This is a genomic window from Pseudomonas sp. ML2-2023-3, from assembly GCF_037055275.1.
Taxonomy (GTDB): domain Bacteria; phylum Pseudomonadota; class Gammaproteobacteria; order Pseudomonadales; family Pseudomonadaceae; genus Aquipseudomonas.
Map to the genome: position 1 here is coordinate 5233323 of NZ_CP146343.1, position 26482 is coordinate 5259804.

Below are 26482 nucleotides of genomic sequence, written 5' to 3' on the forward strand. Positions count from 1 at the left end.
ATGGGGTTCGGCCGGTCAGGCGGCGAGGTGTTTTTTGTCGGCTTCGGTTTTGGGCGAGCGCGTCTCAGGCGTCGGCTTGAGCGCCTGGCTCAGGCGGCCGTCCACACCCACCGGCACGTCGCCGTCGATGGTGGTGCGGCGCACGATGCGCTGGGCATCGCCGTAGTCGTTGATCGCAATATGCTGCGTGGCGCGGTTGTCCCAGATCACCACATCGCCTTCCTGCCAGCGCCAGCGCACGGTGTTGTCGACATGGGTAATGCGGTCGTGGAACAGGCGGATCAGTTGTTTGGAGTCATTGCTGCTAACACCCTGCAGTTCTTTTACAAAGTGGCCCAACAACAAACTTCTTTCGCCGGACTCAGGGTGAACGCGAACCAGGGGATGTTCGGTTTCATACACTTGGGCGGTGAACTGTTCGCGATAACGCTTAAGACCCGACTCATCGGTATCGCGCGGCGCGGCATAGTCATACACATTGGTATGCAAGGCACGCAAACTGTCGGCCAGTTGTTTTAAAGGCTCTGGCAAGTCGGCATAGGCCGACGCGGTATTAGCCCACACGGTATCGCCGCCATAAGGCGGAATGACCACACCGCGCAAGATGGAAATCTTTGGGTAGTTGGCAACAAAGGTCACATCGGTGTGCCAGGAGTTGGCGCGGGTTTCCTTGGCATCCAGATGCAGGATGGCGGCGCTTTTCTCGGCAGAGCGCACGGTCGGATGGGGCACCTGATCACCGAAGCGTCGAGAGAAGGCTTCATGTTCGGCGTCATCCAGATGCTGATCACGAAAGAACAGAACTTTGTATTTCAACAGTGCCTGATTAATAAACTCGAATGATTCGGCACTGATATCCCCGCCCAGTTTTATGCCTTCAAGTTGTGCACCAATTCGACCTGCCACAGGTTTTACTTGAATAGTCATTGCGCCACTCCTGCCTCACGAGTTGTTGTGGACAGATCATAAATGCATAAAAGCAGCGCTGACTAATCACTATTTAATCTAAAGATAGATGAGCACTTTTATAGAACTCAACCAGTTTTAACGACTTTAAATAGTTATAAGTTTTTTGGTTGTAAGGTCATAACGGATTAATTGGAATATGGGTTTCGCCCTTACGGCAAGGTGGGTGGTACTCGCTGTCCGTAGCAGCTGACGAGTAGAACGAGGCTGAAGACGAAGCCCTCATCAACACCGTGCGCAAACGCCTGGCTGCGCCGCAAAGGGTCAAGGTGACACTGGATGACCTTTGATCTTGAGTTACCGCAAATCCAGAGCCCTGTAAAAACAGGATTTCAACTGGGTTAACCCCTCTGGCATATGCCTTGCACCCTCGCAGTATGCTTTTGCCAAGGTGCTACCTCCCATGAACGAATCACTCGCCGGCCCTCTGGCCTGGGTCAACGGCAGCGATGCCCCGGAAAAAACCGAAATCAACCTGGGTTTTATGGCCCTCACTGATTGCGCCTCGGTGGTGGTGGCCGCCACTCAAGGCTTCGCCCAGCCCTTCGGCCTGACCCTTAACCTCAAGCGCCAGTCGTCCTGGGCCAGCCTGCGGGACAATCTGGTCAGCGGCCAGCTCGACGCCGCCCACAGTCTGTACGGCCTGATCTACGCCGTGCACCTGGGCATTGGCGGCGTGGCAGCCACCGACATGGCCGTGCTGATGGGGCTCAATCAAAACGGCCAGAGCCTCAACCTCTCCCACGGCTTGCAGGCCCAAGGCGTGATCCGTCCTGAGGCGCTGCAACAACACGTGCACCAAAGCCGCGCAAAACTGACCTTCGCCCAGACTTTCCCCACGGGAACTCATGCCATGTGGCTGTATTACTGGCTGGCGAGTCAGGGCATTCACCCTTTGCAAGATGTCGACAGCGTGGTGGTGCCGCCGCAACAGATGGTCGCGCACTTGCAAGCCGGACGGATTGACGGGTTTTGCGTCGGCGAGCCCTGGGCCGCCAGTGCGGTGGAACACAATATGGGGTTTACCCTCACCACCACTCAGGCCCTGTGGCCCGATCACCCGGAAAAAGTCCTGGGCTGTACCCGCGCCTTCGTCGAGCAGTACCCCAACACCGCCCGGGCGCTGGTCATGGCGATTCTCGAAGCCAGCCGTTTTATCGAGCAAAGCGACGAAAACCGTCGCAGTACCGCACAGTTGCTGAGCGCCCCCGAGTACCTGAATGCACCCGTCGAGTGCATCGCGCCGCGTTTGCTGGGCGATTACAGCGATGGCCTGGGCAATCACTGGCAAGACTCCCACCCGTTGCGCTTTCATGGCGACGGTGAGGTCAACCTGCCCTACTTGTCCGACGGCATGTGGTTCATGACCCAGTTCCGCCGCTGGGGCTTGTTGCGCGACGACCCGGATTACCTCGGCGTCGCCCGTCAGGTTCAGCAACTGGCGCTGTACCGCGATGCCGCCAGCGCTGTGGGTGTGAACGCCAGTGGAGCCGACATGCGCAGCAGCCAACTGATCGACGGCAAGGTGTGGGACGGCTCTGACCCCGCAGGCTATGCACGAAGCTTTGCGCTGCATGCCATGAGCGCCAGCGCTCCCCTTCTAGCCCGTCGTTGACTGGAGCCTGCCCATGCTGCGTATCTTGCTGATCAACGACACGGCTAAAAAAGTCGGCCGCCTCAAAGCCGCGCTGAGCGAAGCCGGCTTTGAGGTGATCGACGAATCAGGCCTGACCATCGACCTGCCCGCGCGCGTCGAAACGGTGCGCCCGGATGTGATTCTGATCGATACCGAGTCACCCAGCCGCGATGTGATGGAACAAGTGGTGCTGGTTTCTCGGGACCAGCCACGGCCAATTGTGATGTTCACCGACGAGCACGACCCCGGCGTGATGCGCCAGGCAATCAAGTCCGGAGTCAGTGCGTACATCGTCGAAGGCATTCACGCACAACGTTTGCAGCCCATTCTCGATGTGGCCATGGCCCGCTTTGAAAGCGACCAGGCCCTGCGCGCCCAACTGAACGCCCGGGACCAGCAGCTGGCCGAGCGCAAGCGCATCGAACTGGCCAAGGGCCTGTTGATGAAAATGAAAAGCTGCAACGAAGAAGAGGCCTACACCCTGATGCGCCGCCAGGCCATGAGCCGTCAGCAAAAGCTGATTCAGGTCGCGGAACAGATCATTGCCATGAGCGAGTTGCTGGGCTGACCACCCTCCCTGGGTTGGCACACTTCTCGCTAAGCAATCCCTACCGGTAACCAACGGCGGTTGCCACACCCAAGACAAAGACGTCGCTGACCTCATTCGCCCATCGCGGATCAGGTAGCGGCGTTTTTTCGTTTTGGCCCTGCTGGCTCATGACTCCTTCTCGAAACGATTAACCGTTGAGGTGCGCGATGAATTCAAGCTTCTGGAAATCCGGCCATACCCCGACCCTGTTCGCAGCCTTTCTCTATTTCGACCTGAGCTTTATGGTCTGGTACCTGCTCGGGCCGCTGGCGGTGCAAATCGCCGCCGACCTGCACCTGACCACCCAACAACGCGGGCTGGTGGTGGCCACGCCGATCCTGGCCGGGGCCTTGCTGCGCTTTGTCATGGGCCTGCTGGCGGATCGCCTGTCACCGAAAACCGCCGGGCTGATCGGTCAGGTCATCGTGATCTGTGCGCTGTTCGTCGCCTGGAAGCACGGCATTCACAGCTACGAACAAGCCCTGCTGCTGGGGCTGTTCCTGGGCATGGCGGGCGCCTCGTTCGCCGTGGCGCTGCCGCTGGCCTCGCAGTGGTATCCGCCACAGCACCAGGGCAAAGCGATGGGCATTGCCGGTGCAGGCAACTCGGGCACGGTGTTCGCCGCCCTGCTGGCCCCGCTGCTCGCCGCCGCCTACGGCTGGAGCAATGTGTTCGGTTTTGCCCTGATCCCGCTGGTGCTGTGCATATTCGTATTTGCCTGGCTGGCCAAGAACGCTCCCGAGCGGCCTAAAGCCAAGTCCATGGGTGATTACTTCAAGGCCCTGGGCGACCGCGACAGCTGGTGGTTCATGTTTTTCTACAGCGTGACGTTCGGTGGCTTTATCGGCCTGGCCAGCGCCCTGCCCGGCTATTTCAACGATCAATACGGGCTGAGCCCGATCACCGCCGGTTACTACACGGCAGCCTGCGTCTTTGGTGGCAGTTTGATGCGGCCTTTGGGCGGCGCTCTGGCGGACCGCTTCGGCGGGATTCGCACCCTGCTGGGCATGTACACCGTAGCGACCATCAGCATCGCGGCAGTGGGCTTCAACCTGCCAAACTCCTACGCCGCACTGGCACTTTTCGTCTGCACCATGCTGGGTCTGGGTGCCGGTAACGGTGCAGTATTCCAATTAGTGCCGCAGCGTTTTCGTCGTGAAATCGGCGTCATGACCGGTTTGATCGGGATGGCCGGTGGTATCGGCGGTTTCGCCCTGGCCGCAGGCATGGGGGCAATCAAGCAAAGCACCGGCAGTTATCAGCTGGCCTTGTGGTTGTTTGCCAGCCTGGGAGTGCTGGCCTGGTTTGGCCTGCATGGGGTCAAGCGCCGCTGGAGAACCACCTGGGGCTCGGCTGCCGTGACCGCAGCCCGCGTGTAAAGCCGTCATGAGCCTGCAACTGAGCTTCGCCCACGCCAGCGCCATCGGCCCGCGCGCCGAGAATCAGGACGCGCTGCGCGAGGTCACGCCGGTGCCGCTGCTGGCCGCGAGCAAAGGCTATTTGTTCGCCATCGCCGATGGTGTCAGCCAATGCGCCGATGGCGGGCTGGCGGCCCGCTCGACCTTGCAGGCGCTGGCGCTGGACTATTACGCCACGCCTGAAACCTGGAGCGTGGCCCAGGCACTGGAGCGCTTGCTGCTCGCGCAAAACCGCTGGCTACAGGCCAATGGCGGCGGGCAACCGCTGCTGACCACGGTCAGTGCCCTGGTGCTGCGCGGCAGGCGGTTTACCCTGGCCCATGTCGGCGATTGCCGGGTGTACCGCTGGCACGGCGAGACCTTGCAGCGCATCAGCGAAGATCACGTCTGGGATCAGCCAGGCATGCAGCATGTGCTCAAGCGGGCGTTGGGGCTTGATCAACATCTGGTGGTGGATTTCCTTGATGGGCCGCTGCGTCAGGACGAGACCTTTGTGCTGCTCAGTGACGGCGTGTGGTCGACATTGGGCGATACCGCCATCGCCGCCATTGTGCGTGACCTGCCCGACCTGCAAAGCGCCGCCAGCACCCTGGTCAATGCCGCGCATCGGGCAGGCAGCCAGGACAACGCCAGCGCCCTGCTGGTCAGGGTCGACACCCTGGGCGAGAGCGACATCGGCGATGCCTTGATGCAATTGCAGCAATGGCCATTGCCCCCCGCCCTGAGGCCTGGGCAGCACTTTGAGGGCTGGCAGGTCGAAAGCCATCTGGGCCAGAGTCAGCAATCGCTGCTCTACCGGGTACGGGACGCACAACAACAGCCCTGGCTGCTGAAAACCCTGCCGGCCCGCCTGCACGACGATCATCAGGCAGGGCAGGCCTTGCTGTCGGAGGAATGGTTTCTCAAGCGGGTGGCCGGGCGGCACTTTCCTGAAGTACACCCGGCCAGTCAGCGTCAGCATCTGTACTACGTAATGCGTGAATACCCTGGCATTACCCTGGAAAAACTCTTTGCCAAGGGTGGGCCACTGCCCCTGGCGCAATGGCTGGACCTGGCCGAGCGCCTGCTGCGGGCCGTAGGGCTGCTGCACCGGCGGCAGATTTTTCACCGCGATATCAAGCCGCACAATGTGCTGCTGGGTGACGACGGCGAGCTGCGCGTGCTGGACTTCGGGCTGGCCTACTGCCCGGGCTTGTCTGAGGATCTGCCATCGGCGCTGCCCGGTACTCCCAGCTACATCGCTCCGGAAGCCTTTCGCGGCGAAAAACCCGCCGCCCGACAGGACCTGTATGCCGTGGGCGTGACCCTGTATTACCTGCTGACCGGGCATTATCCCTACGGTGAAATCGAAGCTTTCCAGCGCCCGCGCTTTGGCGTGCCGGTGAGCGCCAGCCGATACCGCCCCGACCTGCCGGAATGGATTGCCCACAGCCTGGAACGCGGTGTTGCAGCCGATCCGCAGCTGCGTTTTGAAACTGCCGAAGAGTGGTTGCTGCAACTGGAGCAGGGCGAACGCCAGAGCCTGAACGTACGCCCCAGACCCTTGCTGGAGCGAGAGCCGCTGATGGTGTGGCGGGCGGTGGCGTTGATGTCGTTGTTGATCAATCTGGTGCTGATGTTTTTGCTGCTTCACACCTGACAGCCGCTCGAAAACCCTGTAGTCGCTGACGAGCCGTGCGAGGCTGCGATCGGTGTGATGCGGCACATCGATCGCAGCCTCGTTCTACTCGTCAGCGACTACAGGCGTAACGCTCCAACATCGGGCGCGGCGCTTTCATTCGGTGCATAAAACCCTCACCTCAACATTTCATCGCCCTTTAAACACAGGCCCTGGCAACTTGGCACAACCGCTGCATTAGCTCTTTCATCAATCATAAAACCCGGTCTTCAACGACGAAGAACAGGTTTCCCGAGAGAACGGGACAAGGACAAAGGTGTCCTCGCCAGGTAACTGGCGGGACACCTTTTTTGTTTGCGTACGATTTGTCGAGCATGGCCGCGGAGAACCTGATGAAAAAACTAAAACTGGTGATGATCGGCAACGGCATGGCCGGGGTTCGTACCCTGGAAGAATTGCTCAAGCTGAGCAGCGAGCTCTATGACATCACGGTCTTCGGCGCCGAACCCCATGCCAACTACAACCGCATCCTGCTGTCCCCCGTACTGGCCGGTGAGCAGACCTTTGATGAGATCGTGCTCAACGATCTGGACTGGTATCTGGACAACAACATCACGCTGCTGCTCAACCGCAGAGTGGTGACGATCGACCGGGTAAAACGTCGGGTCATTGCCGACGACGGCACCGAGGCCGAATACGATCGCCTGCTGATCGCCACCGGCTCATCGCCGTTCATTCTGCCGATCCCGGGCAACACCCTGGACGGCGTCATCGGCTACCGCGACATTGCCGACACCCAGGCCATGATCGACACCGCCAAAACCCACACCCATGCGGTGGTCATCGGGGGCGGCCTGCTCGGCCTGGAAGCAGCCAACGGCCTGATGCTGCGCGGCATGCATGTGACAGTGATCCACAACGGCGAATGGCTGCTGGATCGCCAGCTGGACCGGGTCAGCGGCCAACTGCTGCAAGACGCCCTCGAAGCCAGCGGTCTGCATTTTCGGTTGTGCGAGCAGACCAGCGCCCTGCACGACGCGGGCAATGGCCGGGTCGGCTCGGTGGAATTCAAGAACGGCCAGATCATCCCTGCCGACCTGGTGGTGATGGCTGCAGGCATTCGCCCCAACATCGAACTGGCAGAGCGTGCGGGCATCCCGTGCAGCCGCGCGATTCTGGTCAACGACACCCTGCAAACCTACGACCCGCGCATTTACGCCATCGGTGAATGCGCCAGCCATCGCGGTATCGCCTATGGCCTGGTGGCTCCCCTGTTCGAACAGGCCAAGGTCTGCGCCAACCACCTCGCGCAATTGGGCTTTGCCCGCTACCAAGGCTCCGTCACCTCGACCAAGCTGAAGGTCACGGGCATCGACCTGTTTTCTGCGGGGGATTTCATGGGCGGTGAAGGCACCGAAACCATCACCCTGCGTGATCCCATTGGCGGGGTCTACAAGAAGCTGGTGATCAAGGACGACGTGCTGGTGGGGGCCTGCCTGTATGGCGACACCGCTGACGGCAGTTGGTATTTGCGCCAGATCCGTGAGCACCACAGCATTGACGGGATCCGCGATCATCTGATGTTCGGTGAAGAGGTTCTGGCCCTGGGGGAAGTGCGCTGATGAACCGCCAGATCACCGCCTCCACCTGCTGCTATTGCGGGGTCGGCTGCGGCGTGCTGATCGAGCATGACGGCGAGCGCATTCTCGGCGTCAGCGGCGATCCGGCCCATCCGGCCAATTTCGGCAAATTGTGCAGCAAGGGCTCAACGCTGCACCTGACCGGCGACCTCAACGCCCGCGCGCTGTACCCGCAACTGCGTCTGGGCAAGGCCCTTGCCCGTGGCCGCACCGACTGGGACAGCGCCCTGGATCACGCCGCCAGCGTGTTCGCCGCCACCATCGCCGAACACGGCCCCGACAGTGTGGCGTTTTACATCTCCGGGCAGTTGCTGACCGAGGACTACTACGCCTTCAACAAACTGGCGCGGGCGCTGGTAGGCACCAACAACATCGACAGCAATTCGCGGCTGTGCATGTCTTCGGCCGTGGTCGGCTACAAGCGCAGCTTGGGCGCCGATGCGCCGCCTTGCAGCTATGAAGACCTTGAGCTGAGCGATTGCGTGATGATCGTCGGCAGCAATATGGCCTACGCCCATCCAATACTGTTTCGCCGACTGGAGGAGGCAAAAGCTCGGCGCCCGCAGATGAAAGTCATCGTTATCGACCCGCGCCGGACCGACACCTGCGATCTGGCCGACCTGCATCTGGCCATTGAGCCGGGCTCCGATGTCGCTTTGTTTCACGGGATTTTGCACCTGTTGTTGTGGGAAGACTGGATCGACCGCGACTTTATCAAGGCCCACACCCAAGGCTTGCCCGAGCTGAAAAACCTGGTACGCGATTACACCCCGCAGATGGTGTCGCAACTCTGCGGCATCAGCGTCGAGCACTTGCAGCAATGCGCCGAATGGGTCGGCACTTCGCCGAGTTTTCTGTCGCTATGGTGCATGGGCCTGAATCAATCCACCGCGGGCAGCGCAAAAAACAGTGCGCTGATCAATCTGCATCTGGCCACCGGGCAGATCGGCCGTCCGGGTGCAGGGCCGTTCTCCCTGACCGGTCAGCCCAATGCAATGGGCGGGCGCGAAACCGGAAGTCTGTCCAACCTGTTGCCCGGCCACCGCGAGGCCGCCAATCCCGAGCACCGGGCCGAAGTCGCCGCCTACTGGGGCGTAGAGCAACTGCCGCACACCACCGGCCTGAGCGCCATCGAGCTGTTCGAGCAGATGGCCAGCGGCAAGATCAAGGCGGTGTGGATTGCCTGCACCAACCCGGCGCAATCCATGCCGGACCAGACCGCCGTGCGGGCGGCGTTGCTGGCCTGCCCGTTTGTGGTGTTGCAAGAGGCGTTTCATACCACCGAAACCGCCGCCTTCGCCGACCTGCTGCTGCCCGCCGCCAGTTGGGGCGAAAAGGACGGCACGGTGACCAACTCCGAGCGGCGTATTTCCCACGTGCGCAAAGCCATCACAGCACCGGGGGAAGCCCGTTCCGATTGGGCAATTACTGTTGATTTCGCACAGCGTCTGGAAAAACATCTGCGCCCTGCGCAACCCGGCCTGTTTGCGTTTACCCACGCTGCGCAGGTGTTCGACGAGTACAAGTACCTGACCCGCGGGCGTGATCTCGATTTGTCGGGCATCAGCCATGCCGTGCTTGACGCCCTCGGCCCGCAGCAATGGCCCTTCCCTGTCGGCGCCCGTGAAGGCACTGCGCGGTTGTATCTGGACGGGATCTTTCCTACTGCCTCCGGGCGGGCACAGTTTGTCGCCGACCCGTATCGGGCAGCCAAGGAGCAGCGCGATGCGGGCTTCCCGCTGACCCTGATCACCGGCCGCCTGCGCGACCAATGGCACGGCATGAGCCGCACCGGCACTGCCGCGCAGTTGTTCGGTCACGTCAGCGAAGCGGTGTTGAGCCTGCACCCGGATGAACTGCGCCGCCATCGCCTGCAACCCGGTGACTTGATCAGCCTCAAAAGTCGACGCGGGGCGGTGATCATGCCGGTCAGCAGCGATGACAGCGTGCGGCCGGGCCAGGCGTTTTTGCCGATGCACTGGGGCGACCGCTTTCTCAAGGGCGGGGTCAACACCCTGACCCTGCCAGCGTTCGACCCGCTGTCCAAACAGCCGGAGCTCAAACACAGCGCCGTCAGGCTTGAGCCGGTGCAATTGCCCTGGCAGCTCTTCGCCCTGATAGAAGGCAATGTTCAACAGAAATTCGAGACATTGCGCCCGCTCTGCGAAGCTTTTTCGTATGTGAGTTTCAGCCTGACGGGCCGCGAGCGCCCTGCGCTGTTGATCCGTGCGGCCAGCGCCAGCGCGCCAGACCCGCAACTGCTGCACGACATCGACCACGCCCTGGGGCTCGACGAGGGGCCGGTGCTGGCTTACGACGACCCGCGCCGTTGCATTGGCAAGCGGGTACGCATCGACAATGGCCGCATTACTGCCATTCGTCTGGCTGGCGAAACCCTGGCCAAGCACTGGCTGCAAAACCTGTGGCAGGAAGGGCGCGCCGATGAACACCTGCGCCGCTGGCTGCTGGCGCCATTGAGCGCGCCACCCGGCAACGGCGATACCCCGGCCGCGGGCAACAAGATTGTGTGCAACTGCAAGAACGTCAGCCAGGGCGCGATAAGTGCTGGCATCGACCAGGGGCTGGACTTGCAGGGGCTGAAAAATACATTGGGCTGCGGAACGCAATGCGGCTCCTGCGTCCCGGAAATCAAACGCTTGCTGGCTGCCCAGGCGCAGCTGATCGCCGTTATCTCATGAGGAAATCACAATGAGTGCAAAAGTCTGGCTGGTAGGTGCAGGCCCGGGTGATCCGGAGCTGCTGACGCTCAAGGCCGTGCGCGCCCTGCGCGAAGCGGATGTGGTGCTGATTGACGATCTGGTCAATGACGCGGTGCTGGAGCATTGCCCGGCTGCCCGAGTGATTTCGGTGGGCAAGCGCGGTGGCTGTCGTTCGACGCCACAGGCGTTTATTCATCGCCTGATGCTGCGTTATGCCCGTCACGGCAAATGCGTGGTGCGGCTCAAGGGTGGCGATCCGTGCATCTTCGGCCGTGGCGGCGAAGAGGCCCAGTGGTTGCGCGAACTCGGGGTTGAGGTGGAACTGGTCAACGGCATTACGGCCGGGCTGGCGGGTGCCACGCAATGCGCGATCCCGTTGACCCTGCGCGGCGTGGCCCGGGGCGTGACGCTGGTGACGGCCCACACCCAGGATGAGAGCCAGGTGAACTGGCAGGCGCTGGCACAAAGCGGTACCACGCTGGTGGTGTACATGGGCGTGGCCAAATTGAGCGAAATCCGCGAGCAATTGCTGGCGGGCGGCATGGCGGCGGATATGCCGGTGGCCATGATCGAAAATGCCTCCCTGCCCCACCAGCGCGAATGCCGCAGCCATCTGGGCGCGATGGAGCAGGATGCCCAGATGTTCCAACTGAAAAGCCCGGCGATTCTGGTGATTGGACGCGTGGCAGCCGCGAGTGCTGCACAACAGCTATTGGAAACCGACGTGCCCGCGATGGCAGCAGTGCAATCTGGCCGGTGACCGCGTCGCCTGAATCGCGAGCAAGCCCGCTCCCACAATGATGGGGGGCTGTGTCGCGGATGGTGTGGACCGCACAAAACCTGTGGATGGTGCCTGAGACGCTGTATTGGGGTGATCTCAAACGACCCCCCTTTGTCGCGCTGTTGGCACGCTCGCGCGCTGTGCCCCTGTGCAAAGCGGCTATTTACTGAGCCGAATCGACCCCCGCCGTCATCCCGGTGTCATGGGGGTTTGTTTCCTTGACGGGCATTCAGCCTTCGAGGAGTCCCCATGATTCGCCCCACGTTACTGGCACTCGCGCTCTTTTGCGTGATCAACAACGCCTGCGCCGAACCCGGTCCGCCACTGCCCCATTCCCCCGGCGCACCTTATGCAGCCAGCAGTCTGGCGGACCGTATTGTGCTGACGCCGGGTGCCAATCCCGCTCGGGAAATGGCCGTGACTTTTCGCACGGACACCCGCCAGCTCACCAGTCAGTTGCAGTTGGCTGTGGCACTCGACGGCCCGCAACTGGATAAAGCCGCACGCGTGATCGAAGGCATCCCCCTGAGCCTGGAGACCGAGAACGGCGCCGCCCTTTTCCACCAGGTACGCCTGCACGACTTGCAACCGGACACCGCCTACGTGTATCGGGTCAAGGGCACTGATGGCTGGAGCGAATGGCTGCAGTTCCGTACCGCCGCCGAGGGGTTCAAGCCGTTCAGTTTTATCTACATGGGCGATATGCAGAACGACATTCTGTCGCTGGCCTCGCGCAGTGTTCGCCAGGCACTGCAAAGCGTCGCCAACCCGGCGCTGATCGTTCACGCGGGCGATCTGGTGTCGCAACGCGACGACCTTGTGCATGACGATCAATGGGGAGAATGGAATCAGGCCGGTGGTTTTCACTACGGGATGATTCCCCAGGTGCTGGCCGCCGGAAATCACGAGTACCTGGACAGCCTCAACCCCGACGGCAGCGAAAGCCGTACCCTTGGCCCGCACTGGAGCCGCCAGTTTGCCCTGGCGCAAAACGGGGTCGAAGGGCTGAAAAGCACCACCTACTTTGTCGACTATCAGGGCGTGCGTTTTATCGTGCTCGATGGCACCTCGGCCCTGGACATGGGCACCCTGGCCCAGCAAACCCGGTGGCTTGAGCAAAGCCTGAAAACCAGCCGTGCCCGCTGGAATATCGTGGTCAGTCACCAGCCCGTCTTTACCTGTGCCCGCCCGGAAGATACCGAGCCATTGAAGCTCGCCTGGAAGCCTGTGTTCGAGCGGTACGCGGTGGATCTGGTGTTGCAGGGCCATGACCATTGCTACAGCCGTGTCACCGATGAAGCCGGTCGTGTGGCATCGAAGGCGGCCCGCGCGGGCGGCAAGATTCAGGGTCCGGTGTATATGGTGTCGGTGGCCGGTTCCAAGATGTATGGCCTCAATGACCGGGCACAACAGCAGCCCGATCGCAGCGCCGAAGAAACCCAGCTGTACCAGACCATCGAGGTGCAGGACTCCCGCCTGAAGGTGCGCAGCTATACCGCGGCGGGCACGCTGTATGACGCGTTTGACCTGGAGCGCGACGCCAGAAACCGCAACCATCTGCGCGAGCCGGTGAAGTCCCTGCCTGCCGAGCGCGCCTGCACGCAAACGGCAGGCCCCGATGGTTTTGCCTGCAGCTCAAGGGCCAAATAAGTCGCCTGTGGGAGCGGGCTTGCTCGCGATACGATCGACGCGGTGTAACGGATTAACCGCATCGTCTGCATCGCGAGCAAGCCCGCTCCCACAATGAGTGGCCGGGTCCGGGGCCTGGTTGATCAGGTGATCGGTGCCGGATTGAACAGGGTGATGTCGTTGTGCAGTTTGTGCTGCTCGGCCCAGGTGTGTTTTTTACCGCTGGCGACGTCCAGGTAGTAATGGAACAGCTCCCAACCCAGGTCTTCGATGGTCGCGCGCCCGGTGGCGATGCGCCCGGCGTCGATATCGATCAGGTCCGGCCAGCGCTGTGCCAGTTCGGTGCGGGTCGACACTTTCACCACGGGGGCCATTGCCAGCCCATACGGTGTGCCGCGCCCGGTCGTGAACACGTGCAGGTTCATCCCGGCAGCCAGTTGCAAGGTGCCGCACACAAAGTCGCTGGCTGGCGTCGCACAAAAAATCAGCCCTTTGCGCGTGAAGCGCTCGCCCGGGCCAAGCACGCCATTAATCGCGCTGCTGCCGGACTTGACGATGGACCCCAGGGATTTCTCGACGATATTCGACAACCCGCCCTTCTTGTTACCCGGCGTGGTGTTGGCGCTGCGGTCTGCTTCGCCCTTGGCCAGGTAGCGGTCGTACCAGTCCATTTCCCGCACCAGCTCTTGGGCGACGGCCTGGGTCTCGGCACGGGAAGTCAGCAGGTAGATGGCATCGCGCACTTCGGTGACTTCGGAAAACATCACCGTTGCCCCCGCACGCAACAACAAGTCCGAGGCATAACCCAGCGCCGGATTGGCGGTGATCCCGGAAAACGCATCGCTGCCGCCGCATTGCATGCCCAGGATCAATTCAGACGCCGGTACGGTTTCGCGACGGCGCTGATCGAGTTTCTTGAGGCGGACTTCGGCCAGGGCCATGATCTGCTCGATCATCTCGGTAAAACCGTGGCTGGAATCCTGCAGGCGGTACAGCCACGGATCGCTCAGGTCCACCGAGCTGTCGTTTTCGTGCATCACCTGGCCGGCCTGCAATTTCTCGCAGCCCAGACCGATGACCAGCGCTTCACCGCCCAGATTGGGGTTGCGCGCCAGGTTACGTACCGTGCGGATCGGGATATAGGCGTCGGTGGCGCTGATCGCCACCCCGCAGCCGTAGCTGTGGGTCAACGCAACGACATCGTCGACATGGGGGTAAAGGGGCAGCAGTTCGTCCTTGATCCGCTTGACCGCATGGTCCAGCACGCCGGTCACGCACTGCACGGTGGTGGTGATGCCCAGAATATTGCGCGTGCCCACGGTACCGTCGGCGTTGCGATACCCTTCGAAGGTGTAGCCCTCAAGGGGTGCCTGCGCGGGCGGAACATCCGTGGACAGCGGCAGGCTGTCCAGGGGCGGGGCGGTGGGCATGCGCAGCTGGTCTTCGTTGACCCAGCTGCCCCGCGCAATGGCTTGCAGGGCGTAGCCGATGATCTGGCCGTAGCGAATCACTTCGCCGCCCTGGGGGATGTCTTCCAGAGTGACTTTGTGGCTCTGGGGCACAAAGTCCAGCGTCACGAGGCCATCCGCAAACACAGTACCGGCCGGTACGCCCTGGTCATTGACCACGACCGCAACGTTATCCAGCGGGTGCAAGCGGATCGAGCGCGGCGAATCAGAATGTTCAATCAACGTCATGATGCCGCTCCTCAAGAATTCACAGGTTTAAGTTCAGCGGTTTTCGGGTCAGTGGTCGGTGGCTCTTTGAGTACCACACGCTTGATCGGCCCTACGATGACCAGGTAGCTGAACACTGCCATCAATGCGTTGCAACCGACAAACACCAGTGCCCATTTGAACGAGCCGGTGGTGCTGATGATGTAACCGATGACGATGGGAGTGGTAATGGAAGCGAGGTTGCCAAAGGTATTGAACAGGCCACCGCTCAGGCCGGCGATCTGCTTGGGCGAGGTGTCGGAGACCACGGCCCAGCCCAGTGCGCCCACGCCTTTACCGAAGAATGCCAGGGCCATGAAGCCAACCACCATCCATTCAACGTCCACATAGTTACAGGCCACGATGCTGCTCGATACCAGCAGGCCGACGATGATCGGCGCCTTGCGGGCGAACGTCAGCGAATGGCCTTTGCGCAGCAGGTAATCGGAAATCACCCCGCCCAACACCCCGCCGATAAATCCGCAGATTGCAGGTAATGACGCAATGAAGCCCGCCTTGAGGATGGTCATGCCGCGGTCCTGTACCAGATACACGGGGAACCAGGTCAGGAAGAAGTAGGTAATACCGTTGATGCAGTACTGGCCCAGATAAACGCCCAGCATCATGCGGTTGGTGAGCAGTTGGCGTATGTAGTCCCATTTGGGTCCGTCAGACTTTTTGCCTTTCTGGTCCATATCGACCATGCCGCCGTTTTCAGCGATGTACTTGAACTCTGCCTCGTTGATGCGAGGGTGTTCACGCGGGCTGTAGATCACCTTGAGCCAGATGCCCGAGAAGACGATACCCAGGATGCCCATGACGATGAACACATGCTCCCAACCAAAGGAGTAGACGATCCAGCCCATCAACGGTGCGAACAGCACAGTGGCGAAGTATTGCGCCGAGTTGAAGATCGCGGACGCTGTGCCACGTTCTGCCGTAGGGAACCAGGCCGCAACGATTCGGGCGTTTCCGGGAAAAGAGGGTGCTTCGGCCAGACCCACCAGAAAGCGCAGCATAAACAGCGCAACGACCGCTGTGGACATGCCGAACTCACCGATAAAGCCTTGCAGCACGGTGAACAGAGACCAGGTGAAGATACTCAGGGCGTAAACTTTTTTGGAACCGAAACGGTCGAGGAGCCAGCCACCGGGGATTTGTCCGGCCACGTAGGCCCAGCCAAATGCGGAGAAGATATAACCCAGGGTTACGGCATCGATGCCGAGGTCTTTTTGCAGGCTGGAGCCTGCGATGGCGATAGTTGCACGGTCTGCATAATTGATTGTGGTCACCAGGAAAAGCATGAGCAAAATCATATAACGGACATGCGTCGGCTTGGTCGCTTGCATGAGGTACTACTCCCACTGTTTATTTTTATGCGCGGGTGAATCTATTTTTTTGGTGTAGCTGACTTACAGTTTCTACAGATAAATGCGCTAGCCGACGGTCGTAATCCTTCACACAAAAGGCCGCTGATTTCTCAGCGGCCTTGGCTTTTGCTTACTGCGGACCTTGCTTGTCGATCAAGGCAGCCAGTGCCTCGTACTCTTCTGGCAACAAGTCGGTCAGTGGCGTACGCACCGGGCCAGCACTGTAACCGGAAATAGTGGCGCCAGCCTTGACGATGCTGACCGCGTAACCGGATTTGCGGTTACGAATGTCCAGGTAAGGCAGGAAGAAGTCGTCGATGATCTTGCCCACGGTGGCGTGATCTTCACGGGCCACGGCGTGGTAGAAATCCATCGCGGTTTTCGGGATGAAGTTGAACACCGCCGAGGAGTAAACCGGTACGCCCAGCGCCTTGTAGGCGGCAGCGTAGACTTCGGCGGTCGGCAGGCCGCCCAGGTAGCTGAAGCGATCGCCGAGGCGGCGACGGATCGACACCATCAACTCGATGTCGCCCAGGCCATCCTTGTAGCCGATCAGGTTCGGGCAACGCTCGGCCAGACGCTCCAGCAGCGGCGCGGTCAAGCGGCAGACGTTACGGTTGTAGACGATCACGCCGATTTTTACCGACTTGCACACCGCCTCAACGTGGGCGGCAACGCCGTCCTGGCTGGCTTCAGTCAGGTAGTGCGGCAGCAGCAGCAAGCCTTTGGCACCCAGGCGCTCGGCTTCTTGAGCGTACTCGATGGCCTGACGGGTCGAACCGCCTACACCGGCGAGGATCGGCACGCTGGTGGCGCAGGTATCAACGGCAGTTTTGATCACTTGCGAATATTCGCTGGCTGCCAGGGAGAAGAACTCACCGGTGCCGCCTGCTGCGAACAGGGCCGAGGCGCCGTACGGGGCCAGCCATTCCAGGCGCTTGATGTAGCCCTCGCGGTGGAAATCACCTTGAGCATTGAAGTCGGTTATCGGGAAGGACAACAGACCGGAAGAGAGGATGGACTTCAGTTCTTGTGGATTCATTATTCGAACACCCTGGGAGCACGTTGTGATGAAAAATACGTAAGCACTTCGCTACGTCGTACGTCATCGTACAACTTAAAAAGATAAGGTCAATATCATTTCGTGAATTCGTGTTCAGCGGCGCCTGAATTTGGCCTGATGAAAATCACAAAGCCCGTCTAATACGGGCTTTGTGAGAGTTGCGCAGGGTTGAAATTAAATTTCAGAGAGGAGGTAGGTTGTCTGAGAACAACCGTTTCATGCGCCTGACCTGTAGTCGCTGAGGAGCGAAGCGAGGCTGCGATCGGCGTGATGCAGCACCCGTAAAGCCTAAGGCTGCGGTCTTGCAGTCTGATCCTGCGACGGCTTCGCCGCCGATCGCAGCCTCGCTTCGCTCCTCAGCGGCTACAACGATTACAAACGACTACCCGCGTTGCGCTTCTGCTTCTTCATGGGCATGACGCAGGCGTTCGCGGCTGTTGGTCAGGTGCAGGCGCATGGCCGCACGGGCCGCTTCGGAATCCTGACGGGCAATGGCCTGGTAGATTTCTTCGTGCTCGCGGTTGAGCCGGGTCATGTAGTGCTGCTGGTCATCATGGGCCAGACGCGCCGAATTGAGACGGGTACGCGGAATGATGCTGGTGCCCAGGTGAGTCATGATGTCGGTGAAGTAGCGGTTGCCCGTCGACAGCGCAATCTGCAGGTGGAACTGAAAGTCCGACGCCACGGCATCGCCATTGCGTGCCGCGTTTTCATTCAGGGCATCCAGCGCTGCACGCATGGCTGCCAATTGTTCCTCATTGCGACGCTGGGCAGCCAACCCGGCAGACTCCACTTCAAGGCTGATACGCAGTTCAAGAATCGCCAGCACATCGCGCAAGGTGACGACAGTCGCCGGGTCGATCCGAAAACCGCTCGGGCTCGGCGTATCCAGCACAAAGGTGCCGATACCGTGGCGGGTCTCGACCTGCCCGGCCGCCTGCAAACGGGAAATCGCTTCGCGCACCACCGTGCGGCTGACGCCGTGCGCCTCCATGATCGCTGACTCGGTAGGCAACTTGTCGCCACGCTTGAGCATACCGTCGCGGATCTGCTCGGACAGCACCGTCACCAACTCTTGCGCGAGGCTACGACGCTTGCGAGGGAGGCGGGGTACGTCGATCTGGTTATCCATGTTGAACATTTTTCTCGAAATCAAAGGGGTCAGGGGCACTTCATGAAAGCAGCTGAAAAATCGCCCTGACACACCGGACGTCCGTGCTGCTGTGCTCCCGCATGGATGCATCATAGCTCAAGCCGGTTGTACGATCACCCGCTGACACAGGTGAACGCAAAACCTGCCGCCGCCGTCTTGCCTGCGATGCTGCCCGCGGGCTTATCAGGCCGTCTGCGGCGAGGACTCATCCGCTTGACTCTCACTCACCACAAACGGGTCGTCCGGGATCCAGAACAAAAACGGGTCCTTGGCCGGCCGGTTGTCATAAGGCCGACTCCCCTCCTCCTGCGCTGATGCACCGGCACGACGAAAGCCATACACCTGGCGCCGCTCGACATGAATGCTCGGAGCCGCCCCTTCCCCACTGGCAGGCTCGATGTTCATGGCCTTCAAGGTGGCCAGCAAATCTTCAATGATCAGCTGGCGATTCAACGTGAACGCCGACGCGAAGCAGCGCCAGAAGCGCCAGCCCGCACGCTCCAGAATGCGCTGGCGGCGCATGTCGCTGTCCCAGCGGTCCGGCCCGTGAAAGCGGTCGCCATCACACTCGATCGCCAGGCGGCTGTCGTTGTCCCCCTCCACCACCATGTCGATCCGATAAGCCCCGACGCCAACCTGCGGGATAACCCGATAACCGCGCTGCGTCAGTTCATCGTACATATCGCGCTCGAAACCCGATTCGCACAACTCGCGCAGATCGCTGACCTGCGCGGCATCCTGCGTAAACGGGGTCTCAAAGTGTTCAATCAGGCCTCGGCGCAAACCATCGACCGCACTCAGGTCGGTGAGCTCGACGCTGCGCACCAGATACATTCGGTCCCGCGCCCGCGACGCGGCCACATTGAAGCGTTGGGCAATCGAGTCGCGGCTGTTGGCAAAACAGTCGCCGGGGCTGGCCACCATCGACAGGAACATGATGTCCCGCTCCTTGCCCTGGAAAGTGCGCGCATCGCCACAACTGATCTGGAACTGGGTGATCACTTCTTCACCCAGCTCCTTGGTCAGCATCTGCATAACTTTTTGCGCCTGCTCGGCCCCCAGCAACGAGACCACGCCAATGCTGCGCCCCGCGATCTGCGGCATGGCAATCAGGCGGCGGATTTCCTCGACAATCACATTGGCTTCGCCGAGGTTGAACTTGCCCTTTTTCTCCCCGTCCATCACCCGCAAATCCACCAGCGGCGGGTCCAGGCGCTCGGTCATCATTGGCAGGCGCAGTGGTTTGAGTTCGTGGTTGTAGAACTCGCGCTTGGAGTATTCGATGATCGGCGCCACGCAGCGGAAATGCTCGCGCAGCATGGTGCCGCTCTTGGCAAACACCACTTTGAACAGGTCGTACAGCGAACGCTCGGGGGACATCAATGGCCGGTAGAGCCCGACCTGATTGCCCAAGAAGCGCGCCATCATATTCTGCACACGCTCTTCTTCCATGCCGATACCGTCCGGCGAGACCTGTTTGTCATCGCCCACCACCAGCACTTTTTTCGCCCGCAACAACGCTGGCAGTGCCGTCAGGTCAGACTGGGACGCCTCATCGATGATCACCAGATCAAAGGCACCGTACTGGGCCGGCAAGCTTTCGCAAATGCGGTAATGGGGCATGATCCAGCACGGGATCGCCGAGATCGCCACATCGGCGGCCAATCGTGCGTCCTGCCGGTAACGCCCGGCACGAACGCCCGTCCCCTTGCCGATTTTGCGGATCGCGGTGCGGTACAACTCCAGGGCGGCCCTGACACTCGGCGTGGCGTTCTCCGACAACCGCAGCCAGGTGCGTTTGACCACCGCATCCTGATACAGGCGCGACAGGTTCAGCTCCAATTCACCGCGTAATGTGAACAGGCGCTTGAGGTCTTCGCGCCCGTCGATACTGTCGAGGTAACGCGCCAGACGGCTCAGGCGCCACACCTCCAGGCAGTTGTCCGGGAGCAGGTCATCCACCGGCTCCAGGCTCGGTTCGTCGCGCAAACGGGCGGCCCAGATCAGGCCGCCGCTGTGTGCGATGAGGTCCGTCACCTGTTGCACCGTGCCGAGCGCACCCGTCAAAGCCAACACCCGGCGCAGCTCGTCCATCAGTTCGGACCACTGCACCTGAAGTTCGGCGATCGTCACCTGCGGCTGGCCCAGACTGGTGTCCAGAAACCCTTGCAGGCGCTCGCTCACTGCACCGCCACAACCGGCCAGGGCCGTGTTGAAGGAGTGCTTGATGGCCCAGGTAGCCGCCAGTCGGTGACGCATCAGGTGATGGCGCAAAAAGCCTTCGCCCTTGCCCAGTACCGCCTCGTCACTGCGTAACTGACTGACGTCGGCCCAGTCCACGAGCAGGTGCCTGAGCTCGGTTTGCGCACGGATTTCGCCCTTCTCGGCGCGGACAATATCGCCGTACTGTTCGATCGCCCGGGCCGCCGCCAGCAGTTGCTCGGCATCGGTTTCAAGGGTCGGCAGCGGCATCTCGCCAGCCAGTGCATTCCAGCGCAACAGCAACGTTCGTCCCAGTTGCTGGAAGCGCACAAATGCCTGCACGTGCGCCCAGTCCTGATCGTTCTGCGGCTTGCTGCCCAGCACCAGAATGGCGTCCAGCAACTGTTTCTGGCTGCCCTTGCCGATCAGGCCGGACAACCCGAACGGGCGTCGTCCCTGGGCCAGGTTATCGATGGCGGCCACCACTTCGGGCTGCGCCTGGAGCTCGAATGACAAGCTCACCGGCCGGGCTACAAATGCCTTGCGACCTGTCAGCGCCGCTTCGATCTCGCCCTTGAGGCTGTCAAAAAGCCCCAGCACATCGGCATTGGGGTTGCGCGACAAGTAGGCCTGCATGGCCGGCACCCACGGGTGCTCTGCGCTTTTGAGCTGCACTCGCAGTGCCTGCAACTGCTCCAGGTGCTCCACCAGAGCCTGTGCCTGCTCCAGGGTCTGCGTGCTGGCGTCCAGCAAACGCGGCACCTCGCCCGTGCTTTCCTTGTGCTGCAACTGACTTTCCCGGGCCAGATCCTGATGGACCTGAATCAGCGTTTGCGCATCCGGGAAGTCGGCCAGTTGCGGGATTTTGTGGCCCAGATAAGCCAGCGAATCCTTGAGTTCAAGCCGCGCTTCACGCAAGGCGATGATGTCTTGCAGGCTGAAACGCGGGCGATGTTCGTCCCCCACCCCGATCTGATCGGCAAAACCGTTGATCTCGTCTTGCGCCGCAGCGACCTGCAACGCGGCATGGGTCGGACTCAGACGTTCGTCGTCGATTTCCAGGTCTGACAGGTTGCGTTCGGCCCAGTGGGTAATCTCACGGTCGACACTGGTCATCTGACCGTGGAGGGTATTGATTTCGTCGTCAATCTGGCCGATTTCGCGCTTGTACAGCGACCGATCAATCCGCTGGACCTCAGCTGAGATTTTCTGAATGGCGAACTCGAACTGCTTCATGCCATCCGCTTCGCTGCTCAGCAGGCTGATTGCCAGCGGGCGAATGTCTTCGGGGAGTTTTTCCTGTAGCACGGCCAGTGCCGGGTCTTTCATCGACGTCACCAGCACCCGCTTGCCATTGGCCAGGTAATGGCTGATGACGTTGGCAATGGTGTGAGTCTTGCCGGTGCCTGGCGGGCCCTGCACCACAACCCCGTCGTGCATCTCCAGCAACTGAATGATTTGCACCTGTTCGTCGTTGTAAGGCTTGGGAAAGTACAGCTCATGAACCTTGGTCCCAGGCGCATCGCCACCTTGGGAGCCACTGACGTAGGACAAACCCCGGAACGGGGGCAGGACTACGTCCTCAAGCACGCTGGAAGGTTCGGTCAAGATCGCCTGCAACGCCGGTGGCAGTTCACCGATTGCCTCGATCTCACCTTCAAAACGGCCCAGGTCTTCAATAAACATATTGCTGTCGCGGGTGCGGGCAAACAGGATCCAGGTGTCTGTCACACATAAATGCTCGGCGGCCTTGGGCACCGAGCGATCGCCCTGGGCAACCGTCACCGGCAAAAACTGCCCTTGGGCATCGAGCAGTGAAGAGGCAGAGCGAATCACCGGTTCATGACTGGAAGGATTGAACGGGCTGATTGCGGCCTGCTCTTTCTTGAAGAAATCCTTGGCCAGGGTCGCCAATGCCCCTACCCCCGGAATATCGGCGGCCACGTAGGCGTCGACTTCCAGCCGGGGCTCAGCGGCGCGTGGCCGGACTTCGATGGCCATTGAGTCCGGGTTGATGGCTATCTCGACCAACTGGCTGATCAACGGGTAGTGGATGACGCCAACCACGGGATGTTCCCACGTCGAAACGCCCAATCCCCAGACCAGTTCCAGTTGCGCATCCCCCAGATTGCCCTGCATCTGCTGCACCAGCAGAAACAGTTCGGCATAGAGTTCGATGCTTTTACGCCGCAGTTTTTCCTCTGCGGCCCACAGTCGCCAGGCAGTTTGGCTGTAGGACTTGAACTGCGCCCTGATCTCGCCAGCGTCCAGGCAATCCTCAAGATTCACCCACTCATCCACCGGGGCGTCTTCGCTGAGCTCAATGCCGACCGCGGTCAACCGCGTAAGCTGCGGCTCGGACAACAGGCCACTGTTGATCAGCGCCTCACGTGTCACCCGAAGTTTTAGCGCAGGTTCGGTTTGCGGCGTGCCCTTGAGTTCGATCCACAGCGCCAGCAACGGGCTCAAGGGCGCGGGCGGGCGGGTCTCGTGCAAACGCTCAAGCCGCAACCAGACTTCGTCTTCGTCACCCTCCAGCACATCCAGGCTGACACCCGGCAATGCCCGCAGCTTTTCTTCGCTGGCACTGAATGCGTTGTGTTGGTTGACGGTCAACGCTGGCCGCTTTTGCATGAGTGCCGTCTGTTTTACAAATTCAATCAGACCGGCGAGACGTGCGCGTACTGTATCCATGTGTGAGCTGAACCACTTTGATAAGGGGGCGCATCGAAAAAACGTGAAAGCGCCTGGAGAAAGCGAAAATTCCTGCAATGCCCGACACAATACAGAGGTTCAAGTGGTATTCAGATACATCATTTTGTAAAAACCACTCGCTATAAAAGACGGCCCGGTTATTCCCGATAAGGTCGTCCGCCATGCCTGCCTCCCCCCAACGCCTTGCGCTCGCCATCGCGCTATTGAGCTCAAGCACCGTTGCTCCGCTGGCACTTGCCAGTGACACCCTCCTGGACTCACCCGGCACCAGCGCACTCAACCTGAGCGCCAGCGATACGTTGACAGTGACCCCGGCCGCAAGCCTGACCACTGCCAAGGTGGCCGTCACGCTCAAGGGCAGCACCAGCGGCCCGGGCGTGATGATCGACAACGCAGGCAGCCTGATCTCGACGGGCGGGCGAGCCATCGACAGCAGTGGCAGTGCAAGCGGCGAGCGCAACTACAGTATTTTCAACCGCAGCGGCGCGACGATTCAGGGCAGCAACGATGCCCTGCGCATCGACACCCCGTTCAGCAGTGGCAGCGTGCTGATCGACAACAGCGGTACTATTCGCTCCACCGATAGCGGCCAGGCCATCGACCTCGACGCGGTGCGCAGCCATGACGTCAAAACCACCCTGATCAACCGCGAAGGCGGGTTGATTCGCGGCGAGTTCAGCGACGGCATGAAGACCGGCTCCAACGCCACGATTCTCAACTACGGCGAGATTTCCACAGGCGACGCCCTGAACGACGACAACAAGTTCGACGGTGTCGACATCGACTCTGCAACCGGCGTGACGGTGACCAACTACGGCACCCTCTCGGGCGGGCGCCACGGCATCACCACCGACCTGGGCGCAACACTGATCAACTATGGCGACGTCACCGGGCGCAACGGCTCGGGCTTCGGCTCGGACGGGGATGGCACCGTGATCAACCACGGCACCATCACCGGCGCCTATTCCGGGCTCAAGCCCAATGGTGACGGCGATGGCGTGGATATCGACCTGATCGCCCATATTGAGAACTACGGCGTGATTCAGGGCACCGGCGCCGGTGGCGTCGACAAGAACGGGTTTGCCAATGGCAGCGAAGGGATCGCCCTGGGCGGTGGTTTTATCTACAACGCCCTGGGCGCACGGGTCAGCGGCGCCAACAATGCGGTGCTGGTGGATGACGGCAGCGATGGATCAGGACTGGCCGCCACCACGTTGATCAACAACGGCACGATCCAGGGCCAGGACGGTTTTGGCGTGAAGTTCGTGGGCGAGTTCGAGGACGTGGTCTTCAACAATGGCCTGATCAGTGGCAGCAATGGCCAGGCGCTGGACCTTGGCGGTGGCAATGACCGCCTCACGCTGGGCAGTGCCAGCCGCTTCGACGGCCTGGTGGACGGCGGCAGCGGTTACGACCGGGTGTCTCTGGATGACCCGGCCGGTGGCCGCTTGGGCAACAGCCGGAACTTCGAATGGCTGGACGTCAAATCCGGCAGCTGGACACTCACCAGCCAGAACGATTTCAGTGACGGGGGCGAGATTTTCAGCGGCGCCCGCTTGGTCAATCAGGGTGCCATCAGTGGTTCCCTCACCGTGGACGAAGGTGGCATTTACGCCGGGGGTGGCAGTGTCGGCAACCTGCTGGTCAACGGCACGCTGCAAACCAGCCCGCAATTGGGCACCGCGACCATCACCCATGACCTGACCCTGGGCAGCGGCGCGACCCTGGCCTACGGGGTCAATGCCGATGGCAGCAGCGCGCCGGTGCAGGTCGGCGGCACCGCCCACCTCAACGGTGCAACGCTGGCCATCAATGCTGGCAGCGGCACCTACCCGTGGCTCAGCCAGTACCGAGTGCTAAGCGCTGGCACCCTCGACGGCACGTTTGGCAATGTCACCAGTGACTATGCCTTCCTCACCCCGACGCTCAACTACACCCCCACCAGCGTCGAGCTGACCTATGCCCGCAATGACGTGGCCTTTGCCGAGTACGCCAGCAGCGCCAACGGCCACAGCGCCGCCATCGGCTTGAGCCAGCTCAAGGCGGACAACGCGCTGTATAACGCCCTGCTCAACACCAGCACACAAGCGGCGGGGGGGGCCATCGAGCAACTGGCTGGCAGCAGCAACGCCAGCCTGAGCAGCGCCACCCTGGGCGCCACGTCCCAGGTGGGCAGCAGCATGTTGGCGGCCATGCAGTCCGTGGGCGCAGGCGCCGGTTTGCGGGTCGCCAGTACCGCTCCGGACACCCCAGCCCTGGCCGCCACCGGCCTGCCGCCCGGCGTGCGCAACCTCAATGACCCGAATGCCCAGGGCCGACTCTGGCTCCAGGGGCTGGGCAGCTATGGCCGACTGGACGGAACACACGGCAACAGCGACCTGACCCAACGCACCAAAGGCGGCGTGCTGGGCGCCGACTGGGCCCTGACACCGGACTGGCGCATGGGCGTGCTGGGCGGCTACTCAAAAACCGATGTGGATAGCAGCGCTATGGAGGGCACGGTCAACAGCTGGCATGCGGGTGTCTACGGGATACGCCAGAGCGGTGCGCTGGCAGTGCGTCTGGGCGCGGCCTACAGCGGCCATAACGGGGACAGCAAACGCAGCGTGGCGTTTAACGGTTTTACCGACCAGCCCAAGGGCGATTACCACGCCAGCAGCCAGCAGGCTTTTGCCGAGCTGGGCTACGCCCTGGGCAGCGGTCGCTTGAGTGCCGAGCCGTTTGCCAACCTGGGTTATCAACGCTACCAGCGTGACCGCTACACCGAAAAAGGCGGTGCGGCCGCGTTGAGCGTCGACAAGCAGACCCAGGACAACTTCAGCAGCACCCTGGGCGTGCGCCTGGCCCATTTGAGCCAACTGGAAAACGGCATGAGCATCACGCCCCGCCTGAGCGCAGGCTGGAAACACACGTATGGTGATGTCAGCAGTTCAACGAATCAGCGCTTTGTGCTCGGCGGTTCTGCGTTCAATGTCGAAGGCAGCGCGCTGGATCGCAACAGCCTGGTGCTGGAAGCCGGGCTGGATATTGGCGTATCGGCCCGCCAGACACTGGGCGTGGGCTACACCGGCGACATGGGCAGCAACAGCCGCACCCACGGGCTGATCGGGCAATGGCAAATGAGTTTTTGACTAGGGCCTTGTGAGAGCGGGCTTGCTCGCGATTGCATCACGCGGTTATCCAGACAGACCGTGTCGTCTGCATCGCGAGCAAGCCCGCTCCCACAGGTGGTGGACAGACCCACAAAAAAAAGGCCCTCCCCGAAAC

At 61.2% G+C, this 26482-nt stretch carries 14 protein-coding genes and 2 pseudogenes; 10 read left to right on the forward strand and 6 right to left on the reverse strand.

What is annotated here, in order from left to right:
- Positions 1 to 15: 15 nt before the first annotated feature.
- On the reverse strand, positions 16 to 927 hold the full coding sequence (locus tag V6P94_RS24200; RefSeq protein ID WP_133078854.1) for a TauD/TfdA family dioxygenase: 912 nt from the start codon (positions 925 to 927) through the stop codon (positions 16 to 18).
- 248 nt (positions 928 to 1175) lie between these two features.
- Here V6P94_RS24200 and V6P94_RS24205 point away from each other — a divergent pair.
- The 9 genes and pseudogenes from V6P94_RS24205 to V6P94_RS24245 form a co-directional block, all read left to right on the forward strand.
- A pseudogene (locus V6P94_RS24205) lies at positions 1176 to 1256 on the forward strand (type II toxin-antitoxin system RelB/DinJ family antitoxin); the annotation flags it as partial.
- 113 nt (positions 1257 to 1369) lie between these two features.
- The gene (locus V6P94_RS24210) at positions 1370 to 2581 is read left to right on the forward strand and encodes an ABC transporter substrate-binding protein (RefSeq protein WP_133078853.1); all 1212 of its coding nucleotides are present in this window, start codon (positions 1370 to 1372) and stop codon (positions 2579 to 2581) included.
- Between the two features lie 13 nt (positions 2582 to 2594).
- Positions 2595 to 3170, forward strand: a complete 576-nt coding sequence (locus V6P94_RS24215; protein WP_133078852.1) for an ANTAR domain-containing response regulator — start codon at positions 2595 to 2597, stop codon at positions 3168 to 3170.
- 188 nt (positions 3171 to 3358) lie between these two features.
- The gene (locus V6P94_RS24220) at positions 3359 to 4570 is read left to right on the forward strand and encodes an MFS transporter (RefSeq protein WP_133078851.1); all 1212 of its coding nucleotides are present in this window, start codon (positions 3359 to 3361) and stop codon (positions 4568 to 4570) included.
- Between the two features lie 7 nt (positions 4571 to 4577).
- A complete protein-coding gene (locus V6P94_RS24225) occupies positions 4578 to 6248 on the forward strand; it encodes a protein kinase domain-containing protein (protein ID WP_133078850.1) in 1671 nt (556 codons plus the stop codon).
- Between the two features lie 371 nt (positions 6249 to 6619).
- Positions 6620 to 7843, forward strand: a pseudogene (locus V6P94_RS24230) (NAD(P)/FAD-dependent oxidoreductase); the annotation flags it as partial.
- A gap of 5 nt (positions 7844 to 7848) precedes the next feature.
- Entirely contained in the window at positions 7849 to 10566 is a 2718-nt protein-coding gene (locus tag V6P94_RS24235) for a molybdopterin-dependent oxidoreductase (RefSeq protein WP_326397309.1), read from the forward strand.
- Between the two features lie 10 nt (positions 10567 to 10576).
- Positions 10577 to 11347, forward strand: a complete 771-nt coding sequence (cobA, locus tag V6P94_RS24240) for a uroporphyrinogen-III C-methyltransferase (RefSeq protein ID WP_133078847.1) — start codon at positions 10577 to 10579, stop codon at positions 11345 to 11347.
- Positions 11348 to 11617: 270 nt separating this feature from the next.
- Complete coding sequence (locus V6P94_RS24245; protein WP_133078846.1) at positions 11618 to 13018, forward strand: metallophosphoesterase; 1401 nt, start codon at positions 11618 to 11620, stop codon at positions 13016 to 13018.
- A gap of 122 nt (positions 13019 to 13140) precedes the next feature.
- On the opposite strand, the gene garD is transcribed toward V6P94_RS24245, so the two are convergent.
- The 5 genes from garD to V6P94_RS24270 all read right to left on the reverse strand — a co-directional run bounded on the left by garD (position 13141) and on the right by V6P94_RS24270 (position 23194).
- Positions 13141 to 14694: a galactarate dehydratase gene (garD, locus tag V6P94_RS24250; RefSeq protein ID WP_133078845.1), complete on the reverse strand. Its 1554-nt coding sequence runs from the start codon at positions 14692 to 14694 to the stop codon at positions 13141 to 13143.
- 11 nt (positions 14695 to 14705) lie between these two features.
- Positions 14706 to 16061, reverse strand: coding sequence for an MFS transporter (locus V6P94_RS24255; RefSeq protein WP_133078844.1), 1356 nt, complete (start codon positions 16059 to 16061; stop codon positions 14706 to 14708).
- 151 nt (positions 16062 to 16212) lie between these two features.
- Complete coding sequence (kdgD, locus tag V6P94_RS24260; protein ID WP_133078843.1) at positions 16213 to 17124, reverse strand: 5-dehydro-4-deoxyglucarate dehydratase; 912 nt, start codon at positions 17122 to 17124, stop codon at positions 16213 to 16215.
- A gap of 403 nt (positions 17125 to 17527) precedes the next feature.
- A complete protein-coding gene (locus V6P94_RS24265; protein WP_133078842.1) occupies positions 17528 to 18277 on the reverse strand; it encodes an FCD domain-containing protein in 750 nt (249 codons plus the stop codon).
- A gap of 204 nt (positions 18278 to 18481) precedes the next feature.
- Positions 18482 to 23194, reverse strand: a complete 4713-nt coding sequence (locus V6P94_RS24270; protein WP_338648837.1) for an AAA domain-containing protein — start codon at positions 23192 to 23194, stop codon at positions 18482 to 18484.
- A gap of 182 nt (positions 23195 to 23376) precedes the next feature.
- On the opposite strand from V6P94_RS24270, the gene V6P94_RS24275 reads away from it, so the two are divergent.
- A complete protein-coding gene (locus tag V6P94_RS24275) occupies positions 23377 to 26346 on the forward strand; it encodes an autotransporter domain-containing protein (RefSeq protein WP_133078840.1) in 2970 nt (989 codons plus the stop codon).
- Positions 26347 to 26482: the final 136 nt, after the last annotated feature.

Excerpts from the sequence above, each read along its gene's own strand:
- V6P94_RS24200 (WP_133078854.1), bottom strand. The coding sequence starts at position 927 with ATGACTATTCAAGTAAAACCTGTGGCAGGTCGAATTGGTGCACAACTT.
- V6P94_RS24210 (WP_133078853.1), top strand. The coding sequence starts at position 1,370 with ATGAACGAATCACTCGCCGGCCCTCTGGCCTGGGTCAACGGCAGCGAT.
- V6P94_RS24215 (WP_133078852.1), top strand. The coding sequence starts at position 2,595 with ATGCTGCGTATCTTGCTGATCAACGACACGGCTAAAAAAGTCGGCCGC.
- V6P94_RS24220 (WP_133078851.1), top strand. The coding sequence starts at position 3,359 with ATGAATTCAAGCTTCTGGAAATCCGGCCATACCCCGACCCTGTTCGCA.
- V6P94_RS24225 (WP_133078850.1), top strand. The coding sequence starts at position 4,578 with ATGAGCCTGCAACTGAGCTTCGCCCACGCCAGCGCCATCGGCCCGCGC.
- V6P94_RS24235 (WP_326397309.1), top strand. The coding sequence starts at position 7,849 with ATGAACCGCCAGATCACCGCCTCCACCTGCTGCTATTGCGGGGTCGGC.
- cobA (WP_133078847.1), top strand. The coding sequence starts at position 10,577 with ATGAGTGCAAAAGTCTGGCTGGTAGGTGCAGGCCCGGGTGATCCGGAG.
- V6P94_RS24245 (WP_133078846.1), top strand. The coding sequence starts at position 11,618 with ATGATTCGCCCCACGTTACTGGCACTCGCGCTCTTTTGCGTGATCAAC.
- garD (WP_133078845.1), bottom strand. The coding sequence starts at position 14,694 with ATGACGTTGATTGAACATTCTGATTCGCCGCGCTCGATCCGCTTGCAC.
- V6P94_RS24255 (WP_133078844.1), bottom strand. The coding sequence starts at position 16,061 with ATGCAAGCGACCAAGCCGACGCATGTCCGTTATATGATTTTGCTCATG.
- kdgD (WP_133078843.1), bottom strand. The coding sequence starts at position 17,124 with ATGAATCCACAAGAACTGAAGTCCATCCTCTCTTCCGGTCTGTTGTCC.
- V6P94_RS24265 (WP_133078842.1), bottom strand. The coding sequence starts at position 18,277 with ATGGATAACCAGATCGACGTACCCCGCCTCCCTCGCAAGCGTCGTAGC.
- V6P94_RS24270 (WP_338648837.1), bottom strand. The coding sequence starts at position 23,194 with ATGGATACAGTACGCGCACGTCTCGCCGGTCTGATTGAATTTGTAAAA.
- V6P94_RS24275 (WP_133078840.1), top strand. The coding sequence starts at position 23,377 with ATGCCTGCCTCCCCCCAACGCCTTGCGCTCGCCATCGCGCTATTGAGC.